The sequence below is a fragment of the Pseudomonas sp. NFX5 genome (assembly GCF_049132125.1).
Lineage (GTDB): Bacteria > Pseudomonadota > Gammaproteobacteria > Pseudomonadales > Pseudomonadaceae > Aquipseudomonas > Aquipseudomonas marginalis.
In genome coordinates, this window is sequence record NZ_JAFMZG010000031.1 from 331,852 (window position 1) to 347,492 (window position 15,641).

Below are 15,641 nucleotides of genomic sequence, written 5' to 3' on the forward strand. Positions count from 1 at the left end.
CCGATGAACCTGGCGCGCTACCGTTTTGTACTGTCCCGGCCGCTGCAATTGCTGCCGGTACTGTTTGGCATCAGCCTGATCACGTTTGTGCTGGTGCGCTCGATTCCTGGCGACCCGGCACGGGCCCTGCTGGGTTCGCGCAGCACGCCGGACGCCTTGCTGAAAATCCGCGCCCAGTACGGCCTCGACCAGCCTTTGTGGCAGCAGTATTTCTATTTCCTGAAGAACCTGCTCAAGGGCGATCTCGGCCAATCACTGCTGTACAAAGTCGACGCCTTGAAATTGATCGTCACCCGCATCGAACCCACCCTGGTGCTGGTGCTCGGCAGCGTGGTGCTGGCACTGCTGATCGCGGTGCCGCTGGCGACGTGGGCCGCGCGCAATAAAGGCGGGTGGGCGGACAACCTGATCCGCGTGTTCACCACCGTGGGCCTGGGCATGCCGGCGTTCTGGCTGGGCCTGATGCTGATCCTGCTGCTCAGTGTGCAATGGGGCCTGTTCCCGGTGTCCGGCTACGGTCGTACCTGGCTGGACAAGGCGCACCATATGGTCTTGCCGTGCCTGACCATCGCCCTGGCGCTGTCGGCGGTGCTGGTGCGCAACCTGCGGGCGAGCATGTTGATGGAGCTGCAGGCCGACCACGTCACTGCCGCGCGGGCCCGCGGGCTGTCGGAAGCAGCGGTGTTCCGTCGCCATGTGTTGCCCAATTCCCTGGTGCCGGCGGTCAACCTGCTGGCGGTGAATATTGGCTGGCTGATCAGCGGCACTGTCGTGATCGAAAGCCTGTTCGCCATTCCCGGCATCGGCCAGTTGCTGGTGCGCGGCATTTTTACCCGCGACTACATGGTGGTGCAGGGCGTGGCGATGGTGCTGGCGTGCGCGACGGTGGTGGTCAACTTTATCGCCGACGTGGTCACGGTGGCCCTCGACCCTCGGGTGAAAATGCAATGAGCAGCCGTCCTCTGATTGCTCCATGGCGCCTGCGTCTGCGGTTTGGCTTTCGCAATGGTCGCCTGACGGCCGCGTGGGGGCTTTTGGTCCTGCTGGTGTGGTTGGTCCTGGCGCTGTGCGCGCCGTGGATCGCGCCCTATGACCCGATCGCGCAGAACACCGACATCAGCTTGCTGGGGCCGAGCCTGGCCCATCCATTCGGTACGGATAACTACGGTCGAGACATCCTTTCGAGGGTGATCTGGGGCGCACGCGTCGACCTGCAGCTTGCCATCATCGGGGTGATTTTCCCGTTCATGATCGGCACGTTTGTCGGCGCGGTTTCCGGCTATATCGGCGGGCGCTTCGACAGTTTCTGCATGCGCGTGATCGATGTGATCCTGGCGTTCCCGTTCCTGGTGTTGATGCTGGCGATCATGGCTATCCTCGGTCCGGGTTTGAAGAGTTTTTATATCGCCATGGCGCTGGTGGGCTGGGTGTCGTATGCACGGCTGATCCGCTCACAGATCCTGGTGCTCAAGGAAAGCGACTTCGCCCTCGCGGCCAAGAGCCTGGGCTTTGGCCATGGGCGCATCCTGTTCCGGCATTTGCTGCCGAATGCGATGTTTGGCTCGATTGTGTTTTCCATGTCTGACGCGGTGCTGGTACTGCTCAACGGTGCCGCCGTGAGCTACCTGGGCCTGGGCGTGCAACCGCCGACGGCGGAGTGGGGGACGATGATTGCCGAAGGGCAGGCGTTTATCACCACGGCCTGGTGGATCTGCACCTTTCCGGGGTTGGCCATCGTGACCCTGGCCATGGGCTTCAGCCTGCTGGCCGATGGTGTGGCGCAAGTGCTGGGGGATCGCTCATGAGTCTGCTTCAAGTGCGGGATCTGAGTGTGATCGCCAATAACAGCGGGCGCGATGTGACCCTGGTCGACCGCGTGTCCTTCGACCTGGCCGAAGGCGAGATCCTCGGCCTGGTGGGCGAAAGCGGCTCGGGCAAGACCATGGCCTGCCGTGGCTTGATGCGCTTGTTGCCGTCACCCAACCTGCGCGTGCAGGGCGGTGCGGTACGCCTGGCGGGCCAGGACCTGCTGCAACTGGATGACGCCGGCATGCGCGCGGTGCGTGGCGGGCAGTTGGGCATGATTTTCCAGAACCCCAGCAGCCACCTCGACCCCTTGATGCGCATCGGCGATCAGATCGCCGAAGGCATCCGCCTGCATCAGGGTGCGTCGAAAAAACACGCGCGCCGACAAGCCATCGAAGTGTTGCGCCAGGTGGGCATTCCCGATCCCCAGGCACGGGTCGACAACTATCCCCATGAATTTTCCGGTGGCATGCGCCAGCGCGCGATGATCGCCGTGGCCCTGGGCTGCAACCCGAACGTATTGATTGCCGACGAGCCGACCACGGCGTTGGACGTGACCGTGCAGGCGCAGATCCTGCGCCTGTTGCTGGACCTGCGTGACCAGCGCGGCCTGTCGCTCATCATGATCACCCACGACCTCGGCGTGGTTGCGCAAACCTGCGATTCCATCGCCGTGATGTATGCCGGGCGCCTGTGCGAGCACGGCAGCAAGTACGACGTGCTCGCCCACCCGCAACACCCCTACACCGCGGGCCTGATTGATTGCCAGCCGGCCCACGGCAGTGGCCCTGGGTTGCTGCGTACCATCCCCGGCCAGCCGCCCTTGCTCGATGCATTACCCGGCGGCTGCCGCTTCAACCCGCGTTGCCCGCAGGTCGGCGCGTTGTGCACCGAACGGTTGCCCGAAGGCGCGCGCGTGGCCTGTCACTACCCGTTGGGAGCACGCCCATGAGCCTGTTGCAGATCAAGAACCTGGAGGTGCGGTTCGCCGCGTCCGGCACGGGGGTGTTCGGCCTGAACAAGCAGTGGGTGAGGGCGGTGAACGGTGTGTCGCTGAACCTGGCCGCCGGTGAAACCCTGGGGCTGGTGGGGGAGTCCGGCAGCGGCAAAAGCACCCTGGGCCGGGCGATCCTGCACCTCAACCCGATCACTGCCGGGCAGGTGCTGTTCGATGGCATCGACATGGCCCATGGCAGCGCGATCGACATCGCACGCCTGCGCCATGAAACGGCGATGATCTTCCAGGATCCCTACGCCGCGTTGAACCCGCGCCACACCATCGGCGAAACCATCGCCGAGGTGCTGCGGGTGCAGCGCAAAGTCCCGGCAGCGCGTATCCCGGCTCGCGTCAACGAACTGCTTGACCTGGTCGGCCTGCGCCCCGAACTGGCCAGTCGCAAACCCGGCGCCCTCAGTGGCGGCCAATGCCAGCGTGTCGGTATTGCCCGGGCGCTGGCGGTGGAGCCTCGCTTGATCATCGCCGATGAATGCGTGGCGGCCCTGGATGTATCGATCCAGGGCCAGATCATCAACCTGCTGTTGGAACTGCAACAGCGCATGAACCTGGCGATCCTGTTTATCGCCCACGATTTGGCCATCGTGCGGCGCCTGTGCGACCGCGTGGCGGTGATGTACCTGGGCAAGATCGTCGAGGAAGGGCCGGTGGAAGCGGTCTTCACCGCGCCGCGCCATCCGTATACCGCGGCGTTGATCGAGGCGATTCCGGAGATCGATCCGCACCGGCCTTTGCCGACGCAGCTGTTGCCTGGCGAGCCGCCGAGCCCGCTGAATTTGCCTACGGGCTGTGCCTTCCACCCGCGTTGCCGGTACGCCCGGACGATGTGTTCCGTGGTGTTGCCGCCTACCCATTCCCAGCACGAGCATCGATACAGTTGCGTGCTTGAAGAACCGTTGACCCTTCCTGCCCATCATGAACAAGGAGTTATGACATGCAATCGCGCCACTTGAAGTTGCTCGCCGCTGCTACGTTGACCGCGTGGTCCCTCACTGCCGGATTGGCGCAAGCCGCCGGCGTCCTCACCATCGGTTGCCGTGAAGACAGCACCACGTTCGACCCGATCAAAAGCGCGCAGAACCGCGATACCTGGGTATTTGCCAACGTCTACGACACCCTGGTGCGCGTGGACAACCTGGGGACCAAGATGGAGCCCGGCCTGGCTGAAAGCTGGGATATTTCCAAGGACGGCCTGACCTACACCTTCAAGCTGCGCGATGCGAAGTTCTCCGATGGCTCGGCGATCACCGCCGAGGATGCGGCGTTCAGCCTGTTGCGCATCCGCGATAACAAGGCTTCGTTGTGGGCTGATCCCTTCAACCTGATCGACACCGCCAAGGCGACGGACTCGAAAACCCTGGTTGTCACACTGAAGACCCCGGCAGTCGCCTTCCTGTCGCAACTGGCTTCGCCGACGGTGTCGATCCTGTCGGAAAAAGCCATGACAAAAATGGGTGAAGACGCCTACTCGGAAAATCCGGTGACCTCCGGCGCGTTTACCGTGGACGAATGGCGCAAGGGCGACCGGGTCATCCTGAAGAAGAACCCGAACTTCTGGCAGGCCAAGAAGGTCAGCCTGGATGGCGTGGAGTGGGTCTCCGTGACCGACGACAACACGCGGATGCGCATGGTGCAGAACAACGAGTTGGACACGGCGATCTTCGTACCGTTTTCCCGGGTTGAAGAGCTGAAGAAAGACAAGAACGTGGTGATCCACTCCGACCCGTCCACCCGTGAAGATCACCTGCTGATCAACCACGCCCACGGTCTGCTGGCCAAGCAGGAAGTACGCGAGGCGCTGGACATGGCCATCGACAAGCAGTCGCTGGTGAAAACCGCGACCTACGGTCAGGGCACTGTGGCCTATTCCTACATCCCGAAAGGCTCGTTGTTCCACTACGCCAACAACCTGCAACGCCCGTATGACCCGACCGCCGCCAAGAAACTGTTGGAAAAGGCTGGCGCGAAGGACTTGAAGCTCAACTATGTGGTCAACGCCGGCAACGAAGCCGACGAGCAGATCGCGGTGATCATCAAGGACCAGTTGGCCAAGGTCGGCGTGACCGCCAACCTGCAGAAGGTCGACCCGACCCAAAGCTGGCAGATGCTGGTGGACGGTGAGTACGATATTTCGGTGATGTACTGGACCAACGACATCCTCGACCCGGACCAGAAGACCACCTTCGTGCTGGGCCACGACACCAACCAGAACTACATGACCCGCTACAAGAACGACAAGGTCAAGGAGCTGGTGGCGGCGGCGCGCATCGAGGCTGACCCGGTCAAGCGTGAGCAGATGTATGTCGAATTGCAGAAACTGGCGAAACAGGATGTGAACTGGATCGACCTGTACTACAGCCCGTACATCAACATCTCACGCAAGAATGTGAGCAACTTCCTGCAAAACCCGTTGGGTCGTTTCACGCTTGAAGATGTCGTGAAAAACTAAGGCCCAGAGAACACCGCAATACAAATGTGGGAGGGGGCTTGCCCCCGATAGCGGTGGGTCAGTCACAGATACAGTGACTGACACTTTGCAATCGGGGGCAAGCCCCCTCCCACATTTGGTTTCACTGCGCGTCAAACGCCTGCCCATTGATGCCGGTACTGTCCGGCCCCATCAGGTACAGGTACACCGGCATGATCTCTTCCGGTGCCGGCCTTTCCATCGGGTTCTCCCCTGGATATGCCTGGGCCCGCATGCTGGTGCGCGTGCCGCCCGGGTTGATGCTGTTGGCTCTTACTGCAGCCACGTCTTCGAGCTCATCCGCCAGGGTCTGCATCAAGCCTTCAGTGGCGAATTTCGACACCCCGTAAGCCCCCCAATACGCCCGGCCCTTGCGCCCGACGCTGCTGGAGGTGAACACCACCGACGCATCCTGGGACAGCTTGAGCAGCGGCAACAACGTGCTGGTGAGCATGAACATCCCATTGACGTTGATGTGCATCACCCGCATGAAGTTCTCGCCGGACAGCTGCTCGATCGGCGTACGTGGGCCGATGATCGAGGCGTTGTGCAGCAGGCCATCGAGGTGGCCGAATTCTTTTTCGATCATCGCGGCCAGCTCATCGTATTGATGGGGCAGGGCGGTCTCCAGGTTGAAGGGGATCACCACCGGCTGCGGGTGGCCGGCCGCTTCGATCTCGTCATACACCTGGGCCAGGTTGGCTTCGGTCTTGCCCAGCAACAGCACGGTCGCGCCATGGGCGGCGTAGGTTTTCGCCGCCGCCGCACCAATTCCGCGACCGGCGCCGGTCACCAGGATCACCCGGCCTTTGAGCAGTTCTGGACGTGCAGAGTAATCAAACATAAAAAGCCTCGACAGAATTCAGCGGGTTACAAACACCCATCTTGAGCGCAGTGAAGATCCAAATGTGGGAGGGGGCTTGCCCCCGATAGTGGTATATCAGTCACCAAATGCAGTGACTGACACACTGCAATCGGGGGCAAGCCCCCTCCCACATTGGATATTCCTTAGTCAGTAGAGTGAGTGAGCCATCAGCAACTGCACAGTGCGTTATCCAGCACCGTGCGCAGTTCCAGCGGGTGGTCCACCACCACATCCGCGCCCCAATGGCGCGGGTTGTCGTCCGGGTGGATATAGCCATAGGTGACCGCCGCCGTGCGGGTGCCGGCGTCGCGGCCGGACTCGATGTCGCGCAGGTCATCCCCCACGAACAGCACGCTGGCCGGGTCCAGGCCGAGCATCTTGCACGCCAGGATCATCGGCTCCGGGTCCGGCTTGCTGTTTTTCACATGGTCCGGGCAGATCAGCAGCGCCGAGCGCTCGGCCAGGCCCAGTTGCTGCATGATCGGCTCGGCAAAGCGCAGTGGCTTGTTGGTGACCACGCCCCAGATCAGCTTGGCCTTCTCGATGTCTTCCAGAAGCTCGGCCATGCCGTCGAACAATGTGCTGTGGACCGCACAACCCTTCAGGTAACGCTCGAGGAATTCCAGGCGCAGCTCTTCAAAGCCGGGGGATTCCGGGTCCATCGAGAAGGTCACGGCCACCATCGCCCGTGCACCGCCGGAGATTTCATCGCGGATATGCTGTGGGTTGATCGGCGGCAGGTCGCGATCGGCGCGCATCGCCTGGCAGATGGCGATAAAGTCCGGCGCAGTGTCCAGCAGGGTACCGTCCATGTCGAAGAGAACCGCTCGCAACTTCACAGGCTTACTCCTCGCGCAGGGTCTGGATCATGTAGTTGACGTCAACGTCGCTGGCCAGTTTGTAGTGCTTGGTCAGCGGGTTGTAGGTCAGGCCGATGATGTCCTTGACGGTCAGCCCGGCCTGGCGGCTCCACGCACCCAGTTCGGACGGGCGGATGAATTTCTTGAAATCGTGGGTGCCGCGCGGCAGCAGCTTCATGATGTATTCGGCGCCGATGATCGCGAACAGGTAGGCCTTGGGGTTGCGGTTGATGGTGGAGAAGAACACCTGGCCGCCCGGCTTGACCATGCGGAAGCAGGCGCGGATCACCGACGATGGGTCTGGTACGTGCTCCAGCATTTCCAGGCAGGTGACCACGTCGAACTGCTCGGGCATTTCCTCGGCCAGGGCTTCGGCGGTGATCTGGCGATATTCCACGCTCACGCCGGATTCCAGCTGGTGCAACTGGGCCACGGCCAGCGGCGCTTCGCCCATGTCGATCCCCATCACGGTGGCGCCGCGCTGGGCCATGGCTTCGCTGAGGATGCCGCCGCCGCAACCGACGTCCAGCACCTTCTTGCCGGCCAGGTTGACGCGTTCGTCAATCCAGTTGACCCGCAACGGGTTGATGTCGTGCAGGGGTTTGAACTCGCTTTCGCGGTCCCACCAGCGGTGTGCCAGGGCTTCAAACTTGGCGATTTCGGCGTGGTCGACGTTGCTCATGGTGAATCCTCTAAATCTGATAAATCGGTTTGTCGGTCCTGAACACGCAGGTTCAGAGCCAGCGTTATTCGGTGTGCCCGCTGATGCGTTTTCCCCAGGCAATCGCCGTGGCGGTCAACTGTTGTTCATCCATGCGGGTGAGTTGCCGGTCGTCGAGCAACTGCTTGCCGGCGACCCAAAGGTGTTTCACGCAATCGCGTCCGGTGGCATATATAAGCTGTGAGACCGGATCGTAGATCGGTTGTTGCGCCAGCCCGGTCAGATCGAAGGCAACCATATCCGCCGCCTTGCCCACTTCCAGGGAGCCGATTTCGCTCTCCAGGCCCATGGCACGTGCACCGTTGAGCGTAGCCATGCGCAGCGCGCGGTGGGCGTCCAGGGCGGTGGCCGAACCCGCGACGGCCTTGGCCAGCATCGCGGCGGTACGGGTTTCACCCAGCAGGTCCAGGTCGTTGTTGCTGGCGGCGCCGTCGGTGCCGATGGCCACATTGACGCCCGCCTGCCATAGACGCTCCACCGGGCAGAAGCCACTGGCCAGTTTCAGGTTAGATTCCGGGCAATGGATCACGCTGGTGTTGCTTTCTACCAGCAAAGCCAGGTCGTCCTCGCTGATTTGGGTCATATGAACCGCCTGGAAGCGCGGGCCCAGCAAGCCCAGGCGTCCCAGGCGCGCCAATGGCCGCTCGCCGGTCTGTTCGACGGCCTGTTGTACCTCGAAAGCGGTTTCATGCACATGCATATGGATCGCGGCGTCCAGCTCTTCGGCGATGACCCGGATCTTTTCCAGGTTGGCATCGCACACCGTGTAGGGCGCGTGGGGGCCGAAGGTGATCTTGATGCGCGGATGGTGCTTGAGGTCGCCGAACAGCTCGATGCCCTGGCGGATCGCCTCATCGGCGGTGCCGGCGCCGGGAATCGGGAAGTCGAGGATCGGAATCGCGATCTGCGCACGCATGCCGCTGTTGTGCACGCAATCGCTGGCGACCTTGGGGTAGAAGTACATGTCCGAGAAGCAGGTGATACCGCCCTTGAGCTGCTCGGCAATGGCCAGGTCGGTGCCGTCACGCACGAAGGCCTCGTCGACCCACTTGGCTTCGGCGGGCCAGATGTGTTTTTCCAGCCAGGTCATCAGGGGCAGGTCATCGGCCAGGCCGCGAAACAGGCTCATCGCCGCATGCCCGTGGGCGTTGATCAGGCCCGGACTGAGCAGCATGCCCGGCAGTTCGCGCACTTCAGTGGCCGACAGCTTCAATGCCGCAGCCCGTGGACCGATAAAGGCGATACGCCCATTGCGGATGCCCACGCCATGGTCCTTGAGCACCACGCCGGCGGGTTCGACAGGTACCAGCCAGGTTGGCAGTAGCAATAAGTCGAGCGGGGCGGCAGTGGAGGTCATCGCAGGCTTCTTCCCGGGCAGCTATAAAAGAAGCGCGAAGTATACCCGAGCGTCCTGGCTGGCGGATCGCTATAATCGGCGGCTTTTGTTGATGAGTATGGGGTGATGGATGCGCGATCGACTGTTGGCAGCGGAGAAAGTGAAGGCCATCGATTGGCGTGATGGCACGCTGCACCTGCTCGATCAACGCGCCCTGTCGTCCCAGGAACGCTGGGTGGCCTGCTCCACGGTCGATGCAGTGGCTGCGGCCATTCGTGCCATGGTGGTGCGTGGCGCATCGGCCATCGGCATCAGCGCGGCCTATGGCCTGGTGCTCGCCGCTCGCGAGCGCATCGCCGAGGGCGGTGACTGGCAGGCCGCCTGGGAAGAGGACTACGCACTACTGGCCGATACCCGTCCGACCGCCTCGAACCTGTTCTGGGCGCTCAAGCGCATGCGCGATCGCCTGGATCGCGTCAAGAAGCACGCCGATCCGCTGGCGGTGCTGGAGGCCGAAGCGATCGCTATCCATGAAAGCGACCGGGAAGCCAACCTCGTCATGGCCCAGTTGGGCGTTGAGCGGATTCGCAAGCATCAGGGCAACGCCCAGGCGATCTTGACCCATGGCAACGCCGGCGCCTTGGCCACCGGCGGTGTCGGAACGGCCCTCGGGGTGATTCGCGCGGCCTTTCTGGAAGGCTTGGTCGAGCACGTCTACGCCAATGAAACCCGCCCATGGCTGCAAGGCTCGCGGCTGACCGCCTGGGAGCTGGCGGGCGAGGGGATCCCGGTCACCGTGAATGCCGACTCGGCCGGTGCGCATCTCCTCAAGACCAAGGGCATCACCTGGGTGATCGTCGGCGCCGATTGCATTGCCGCCAATGGCGATGTGATCAGCAAGATCGGCACTTATCAATTGGCAGTGTGCGCCATGCACCACGGCGTGCGTTTCATGGTGGTGGCGCCGAGTTCGAGCCTGGACTTGATGATGGCCACTGGTGACGATGTGGCCCTGGAGGAGCGCGATCCCGGTGAACTGCTGGAGGTCATGGGGCAGCGCTTGGAGGTCAATGCGTTTAATCCGGTATTTGATGTGACCCCGGCCGACCTGATCGATGTGATCGTGACTGAGAAGGGCGTGGTTGAGCGGCCGGATACGGCGAAATTGGCCAAGCTGATGTGCCGTAAGCGGCTGCATTGAAGGCTTTGGTGTCTGTGAAGTGGCTATCGGGGGCAAGCCCCCTGCCACATTTTGACTGTTCACAATTAACGTGTGGAATGGGCTTGCCCCCGATTGGCCCTGAAAGTCAATAAAACCCTCGGATCCACCCTCAAAAAAAAGCACCACCCCATCTCTGAGCCCCTCTCGGCCTCCTCAAGCCTGTCATCCGTCAAATTACTAGTATCCATGCGCATCAGGGGGATAGGTGCGTGGCGGCGATTGTGATAACATCCGGCGGTTTCCAGGGCCGCCCCCAGGGGTTGCCCATAACGTGCAGATCCGTGTCATAACTCGTTGATTTGTCGTAAGTCGTTGTCAGGCAGTGTGCCGGCGACGGCGAGCTTCGTTCGTCCCATATGGATGCGACGAGGTTTCACCCGAAAAAGGAATCAGGCTTCTCATGGGCGAACTGGCCAAAGAAATCCTCCCGGTCAATATCGAAGACGAGCTGAAACAGTCCTACCTCGACTACGCGATGAGCGTAATTGTCGGTCGGGCACTGCCTGATGCGCGCGATGGCTTGAAGCCCGTGCACCGGCGCGTGCTGTTCGCAATGAGCGAGCTGGGTAACGACTGGAACAAGCCGTACAAGAAATCTGCCCGTGTTGTCGGTGACGTGATCGGTAAGTATCACCCTCACGGCGACACTGCGGTGTACGACACCATCGTTCGGATGGCCCAGCCGTTTTCCCTGCGCTACCTGCTGGTAGACGGCCAGGGCAACTTCGGTTCGGTCGACGGCGACAACGCCGCGGCCATGCGATACACCGAAGTGCGCATGACCAAGCTGGCGCACGAGCTGCTGGCCGACCTGCATAAAGAAACCGTGGACTGGGTGCCGAACTACGACGGCACCGAAATGATCCCGGCGGTCATGCCGACCAAGATTCCCAACCTGCTGGTCAACGGTTCCAGCGGTATCGCCGTGGGCATGGCCACCAACATCCCGCCGCACAACCTCGGTGAAGTCATCGACGGTTGCCTGGCCCTCATCGACAACCCTGAGCTGACCGTCGATGAGCTGATGCAATACATCCCGGGCCCGGACTTCCCGACCGCCGCGATCATCAACGGTCGCGCCGGCATCATCGAAGCCTACCGCACCGGTCGCGGCCGTATTTACATGCGCGCCCGCTCGATCATCGAGGACATCGACAAGGTCGGTGGCCGCCAGCAGATCGTCATCACCGAACTCCCGTACCAGTTGAACAAGGCGCGTCTGATCGAGAAGATCGCCGAGCTGGTTAAAGAGAAGAAACTCGAAGGCATCACCGAGCTGCGCGACGAATCCGACAAAGACGGTATGCGCGTGGTGATCGAGCTGCGTCGTGGCGAAGTGCCTGAGGTGATCCTCAACAACCTCTACGCCCAGACCCAGCTGCAAAGCGTGTTTGGTATCAACGTGGTTGCACTGATCGACGGCCGCCCACGCATCCTGAACCTCAAGGACCTGCTGGAAGCCTTCGTACGTCACCGTCGCGAAGTGGTTACCCGCCGTACCGTGTTCGAGCTGCGTAAGGCCCGCGAGCGCGGCCACATCCTGGAAGGCCAGGCTGTAGCGCTGTCGAACATCGACCCGGTCATCGCCCTGATCAAGGCTTCGCCGACGCCGTCGGAAGCCAAGGAAGCGCTGATCAAGATGCCATGGGAATCCAGCGCCGTGGTGGCGATGGTTGAACGTGCCGGCGCCGACTCGTGCCGCCCGGAGACACTGGACCCGCAATACGGCCTGCGTGACGGCAAGTACTTCCTGTCGCCGGAACAGGCCCAGGCCATCCTGGAACTGCGCCTGCACCGCCTGACCGGCCTGGAACACGAGAAGCTGCTGGCCGAGTACCAGGAGATTCTCAACCAGATCGGCGAGCTGATCCGCATCCTCAACAGCGCCGTGCGCCTGATGGAAGTGATCCGCGAAGAGCTGGAAGTGATCCGCGCCGAATACGGCGACGTGCGCCGCACCGAAATCCTCGATGCCCGCCTCGACCTGACCCTGGGTGACATGATCCCGGAAGAAGAGCGCGTGGTGACCATCTCCCACGGTGGCTATGCCAAGACCCAGCCATTGGCTGCGTACCAGGCCCAGCGTCGTGGCGGTAAAGGTAAATCGGCTACTGGCGTGAAGGATGAGGACTACATCGCCCACCTGCTGGTCGCCAACAGCCACACCACGCTGCTGCTGTTCTCCAGCAAGGGCAAGGTGTACTGGCTCAAGACCTATGAAATCCCGGAAGCTTCCCGTGCTGCCCGTGGTCGTCCGTTGGTCAACCTGCTGCCGCTGGACAGTGATGAATACATCACCACCATGCTGCCGGTCGAGGAATACACCGAAGGTCACTTCATCTTCATGGCCACCGCCAAAGGCACCGTGAAGAAGACCCCGCTGGAATCCTTCAGCCGTCAGCGCAGCGTGGGCCTGATCGCCCTGGAGCTGGACGAAGGCGACGTGCTGATCAGCGCGGCCATCACCGATGGCGAGCGTGAAGTCATGCTGTTCTCCGACGGCGGCAAGGTCACCCGCTTCAAGGAATCCGACGTTCGCGCCATGGGCCGTACCGCCCGCGGTGTACGCGGCATGCGCCTGCCGGAAGGGCAGAAGCTGATTTCGATGCTGATCCCGGAAGAAGGCAGCCAGATCCTCACCGCTTCCGAGCGTGGCTATGGCAAGCGCACCGCCATCAGCGAGTTCCCGGAGTACAAGCGTGGCGGCCAGGGCGTTATCGCCATGGTCAGCAACGACCGCAACGGCCGTCTGGTCGGCGCGGTCCAGGTGCTCGATGGCGAGGAAATCATGCTGATTTCCGACCAGGGCACCCTGGTGCGTACCCGTGTGGCCGAAGTGTCGAGCCTGGGCCGTAACACCCAGGGTGTGACCTTGATCAAGCTGGCCAAGGACGAAAAACTGGTCGGCCTGGAGCGTGTCCAGGAACCATCGGAAGTCGAAGGCGAAGAGCTGGAAGGTGAGGAGTTCGAAGGCGAGGTGATCGCAGCCGGCGATGACAGCGTCGACGAGCCAACCCTCGATGCTGCCGCAGACGAAGAAGAACCGCAGGAATAAGCGGACACACAGGGGGCGGATGAAGATTCGCCCCCTTGTTGTTTGTCCCTTATGAAAGTATTGAAACCCGATTTATTGCACCACCCCACCAGATCAGAGTGAGATTGGATGTGAGCAAGAGAGCCTATAACTTCTGTGCCGGTCCCGCGGCGCTTCCTGAAGCAGTCCTGCAGCGCGCGCAGGGTGAACTCCTCGACTGGCATGGAAAAGGCCTCTCCGTGATGGAAATGAGCCATCGCAGTGATGAGTTCGTGTCCATTGCCACCAAGGCCGAGCAGGATCTGCGCGACTTGCTCGACATTCCATCCCACTACAAAGTGCTGTTCCTGCAAGGCGGCGCGAGCCAGCAGTTCGCCCAGATCCCGCTGAACCTGCTGCCGGAAGACGGCACGGCCGACTACATCGACACCGGCATCTGGGGGCAGAAGGCCATTGAAGAGGCTTCGCGCTACGGTCATGTCAATGTGGCCGGCACCGCCAAGCCCTACGACTACTTCGCCATTCCCGGTCAGAACGAATGGAAGCTGTCCAAGGACGCGGCCTACGTGCACTACGTCGCGAACGAAACCATTGGCGGCCTGGAGTTCGACTGGGTGCCGGACGTCGGCGACGTTCCGCTGGTGTGCGACATGTCCTCGGACATCCTCTCGCGGCCTATCGATGTGTCGCGCTACGGCATGATCTACGCCGGTGCGCAGAAGAACATCGGTCCGAGCGGCATCCTGGTCAATATCGTCCGTGAGGACCTGCTGGGTCGCGCCCGTTCACTGTGCCCGACCATGCTCAACTACAAGGTCGCGGCCGACAACGGCTCGATGTACAACACCCCGCCGGCCTTCGCCTGGTACCTGTCGGGCCTGGTGTTCGAGTGGCTGAAAGAGCAGGGCGGCGTGGCGGCCATGGGCAAGCTCAACGAAGAGAAGAAGCGCACCCTGTATGACTTCATCGACGCCAGCGGCCTGTATAGCAACCCGATCAACCTCACCGATCGCTCGTGGATGAACGTGCCGTTCCGCCTGGCCGATGACCGCCTGGACAAGCCATTCCTGGCCGGTGCCGACGCCCGTGGCCTGTTGAACCTCAAGGGCCACCGTTCGGTGGGTGGCATGCGCGCCTCCATCTACAACGCTGTCGACATCCATGCGATCAACGCGCTGGTTGCCTACATGGCAGAGTTTGAAAAGGAACACGGCTAATGTCTGAACAAGAACTCAAGGCCCTGCGTGTACGCATTGACAGCCTGGACGAGAAAGTCCTGGAGCTGATCAGTGAGCGTGCGCGCTGTGCCCAGGAAGTGGCACGGGTGAAGATGGAGTCCCTGGCGGAGGGCGAAGTGCCGGTGTTCTACCGGCCGGAGCGTGAAGCCCAGGTGCTCAAGCGCGTCATGGAGCGTAACAAGGGCCCGCTGGGCAACGAAGAGATGGCGCGGTTGTTCCGTGAAATCATGTCGTCGTGCCTGGCGCTCGAGCAGCCGCTGAAAGTGGCCTACCTCGGCCCGGAAGGCACCTTCACCCAGGCGGCGGCCATGAAGCACTTCGGCCACGCGGTGATCAGCAAGCCCATGGCGGCCATCGACGAGGTGTTCCGTGAGGTGGCGGCCGGCGCGGTGAACTTTGGCGTGGTGCCGGTGGAAAACTCCACCGAAGGGGCGGTCAACCACACGCTGGACAGCTTCCTTGAGCACGACATGGTGATCTGCGGCGAAGTCGAGCTGCGCATCCACCATCACCTGCTGGTGGGTGAGAACACCAAGACCGACAGTATCAGCCGCATCTATTCCCACGCCCAATCCCTGGCCCAGTGCCGCAAGTGGCTGGATGCGCATTACCCGAATGTGGAGCGCGTGGCGGTGTCCAGCAACGCCGAAGCGGCCAAGCGGGTCAAGGGTGAATGGAATTCGGCGGCGATCGCCGGTGATATGGCGGCAGGTCTGTATGGCCTGACGCGCCTGGCCGAGAAAATCGAGGATCGCCCGGACAACTCCACGCGTTTCCTGATGATCGGCAGCCAGGAAGTGCCGCCGACCGGCGACGACAAGACTTCGATCATCGTCTCCATGAGCAACAAGCCCGGCGCGCTGCATGAGCTGCTGGTGCCGTTCCACGACAACGGGATTGACCTGACGCGCATCGAGACGCGTCCTTCGCGCAGCGGTAAATGGACTTACGTGTTCTTTATCGACTTCATCGGCCACCACCGCGATCCGCTGGTCAAGGGCGTGCTGGAGAAGATCAGTCAGGAAGCCGTGGCACTCAAGGTGCTGGGCTCTTACCCGAAAGCGGTTTTGTGAGGCT

Annotated in this window: 13 protein-coding genes; 9 read left to right on the forward strand and 4 right to left on the reverse strand. The window is 62.0% G+C overall.

What is annotated here, in order from left to right; all coding sequences use genetic code 11:
• The first annotated feature begins 3 nt into the window (after positions 1-3).
• Genes J1N02_RS22215 through J1N02_RS22235 form a run of 5 tightly spaced genes read left to right on the forward strand, consistent with a single transcriptional unit; the run spans position 4 to position 5,270 of the window.
• Positions 4-951, forward strand: a complete 948-nt coding sequence (locus J1N02_RS22215) for an ABC transporter permease (protein ID WP_027604190.1) — start codon at positions 4-6, stop codon at positions 949-951.
• The gene (locus J1N02_RS22220) at positions 948-1,805 is read left to right on the forward strand and encodes an ABC transporter permease (RefSeq protein WP_421147749.1); all 858 of its coding nucleotides are present in this window, start codon (positions 948-950) and stop codon (positions 1,803-1,805) included. Before J1N02_RS22215 ends, J1N02_RS22220 begins: the two co-directional genes overlap by 4 nt.
• Complete coding sequence (locus tag J1N02_RS22225) at positions 1,802-2,758, forward strand: ABC transporter ATP-binding protein (protein ID WP_141157065.1); 957 nt, start codon at positions 1,802-1,804, stop codon at positions 2,756-2,758. Before J1N02_RS22220 ends, J1N02_RS22225 begins: the two co-directional genes overlap by 4 nt.
• On the forward strand, positions 2,755-3,774 hold the full coding sequence (locus tag J1N02_RS22230; protein WP_421147750.1) for an ABC transporter ATP-binding protein: 1,020 nt from the start codon (positions 2,755-2,757) through the stop codon (positions 3,772-3,774). Before J1N02_RS22225 ends, J1N02_RS22230 begins: the two co-directional genes overlap by 4 nt.
• Positions 3,756-5,270 (forward strand): ABC transporter substrate-binding protein, encoded by a 1,515-nt coding sequence (locus J1N02_RS22235; protein WP_065939299.1) that lies wholly within the window; start codon positions 3,756-3,758, stop codon positions 5,268-5,270. The genes J1N02_RS22230 and J1N02_RS22235 overlap by 19 nt, the downstream gene beginning before the upstream one ends.
• Positions 5,271-5,391: 121 nt before the next feature.
• On the opposite strand, the gene J1N02_RS22240 is transcribed toward J1N02_RS22235, so the two are convergent.
• The 4 genes from J1N02_RS22240 to J1N02_RS22255 form a co-directional block, all read right to left on the reverse strand.
• On the reverse strand, positions 5,392-6,132 hold the full coding sequence (locus J1N02_RS22240; RefSeq protein ID WP_027604185.1) for a YciK family oxidoreductase: 741 nt from the start codon (positions 6,130-6,132) through the stop codon (positions 5,392-5,394).
• Between the two features lie 188 nt (positions 6,133-6,320).
• Entirely contained in the window at positions 6,321-6,992 is a 672-nt protein-coding gene (mupP, locus tag J1N02_RS22245) for an N-acetylmuramic acid 6-phosphate phosphatase MupP (RefSeq protein ID WP_027604184.1), read from the reverse strand.
• Between the two features lie 4 nt (positions 6,993-6,996).
• Positions 6,997-7,695 (reverse strand): bifunctional 2-polyprenyl-6-hydroxyphenol methylase/3-demethylubiquinol 3-O-methyltransferase UbiG, encoded by a 699-nt coding sequence (ubiG, locus tag J1N02_RS22250; protein WP_003172645.1) that lies wholly within the window; start codon positions 7,693-7,695, stop codon positions 6,997-6,999.
• Positions 7,696-7,759: 64 nt separating this feature from the next.
• Positions 7,760-9,091: a TRZ/ATZ family hydrolase gene (locus J1N02_RS22255; RefSeq protein ID WP_074844549.1), complete on the reverse strand. Its 1,332-nt coding sequence runs from the start codon at positions 9,089-9,091 to the stop codon at positions 7,760-7,762.
• Between the two features lie 109 nt (positions 9,092-9,200).
• Between J1N02_RS22255 and mtnA the strand changes: the two genes are divergently transcribed.
• The 4 genes from mtnA (at position 9,201) to pheA (ending at position 15,637) form a co-directional block, all read left to right on the forward strand.
• Entirely contained in the window at positions 9,201-10,271 is a 1,071-nt protein-coding gene (gene mtnA, locus J1N02_RS22260) for an S-methyl-5-thioribose-1-phosphate isomerase (protein ID WP_421147751.1), read from the forward strand.
• A gap of 421 nt (positions 10,272-10,692) precedes the next feature.
• Positions 10,693-13,347: a DNA gyrase subunit A gene (gene gyrA / locus J1N02_RS22265; RefSeq protein WP_092359021.1), complete on the forward strand. Its 2,655-nt coding sequence runs from the start codon at positions 10,693-10,695 to the stop codon at positions 13,345-13,347.
• 110 nt (positions 13,348-13,457) lie between these two features.
• Positions 13,458-14,543: a 3-phosphoserine/phosphohydroxythreonine transaminase gene (gene serC / locus J1N02_RS22270; RefSeq protein ID WP_146475757.1), complete on the forward strand. Its 1,086-nt coding sequence runs from the start codon at positions 13,458-13,460 to the stop codon at positions 14,541-14,543.
• A complete protein-coding gene (pheA, locus tag J1N02_RS22275) occupies positions 14,543-15,637 on the forward strand; it encodes a prephenate dehydratase (protein ID WP_421147752.1) in 1,095 nt (364 codons plus the stop codon). Before serC ends, pheA begins: the two co-directional genes overlap by 1 nt.
• The last annotated feature ends 4 nt before the right edge of the window (positions 15,638-15,641 follow it).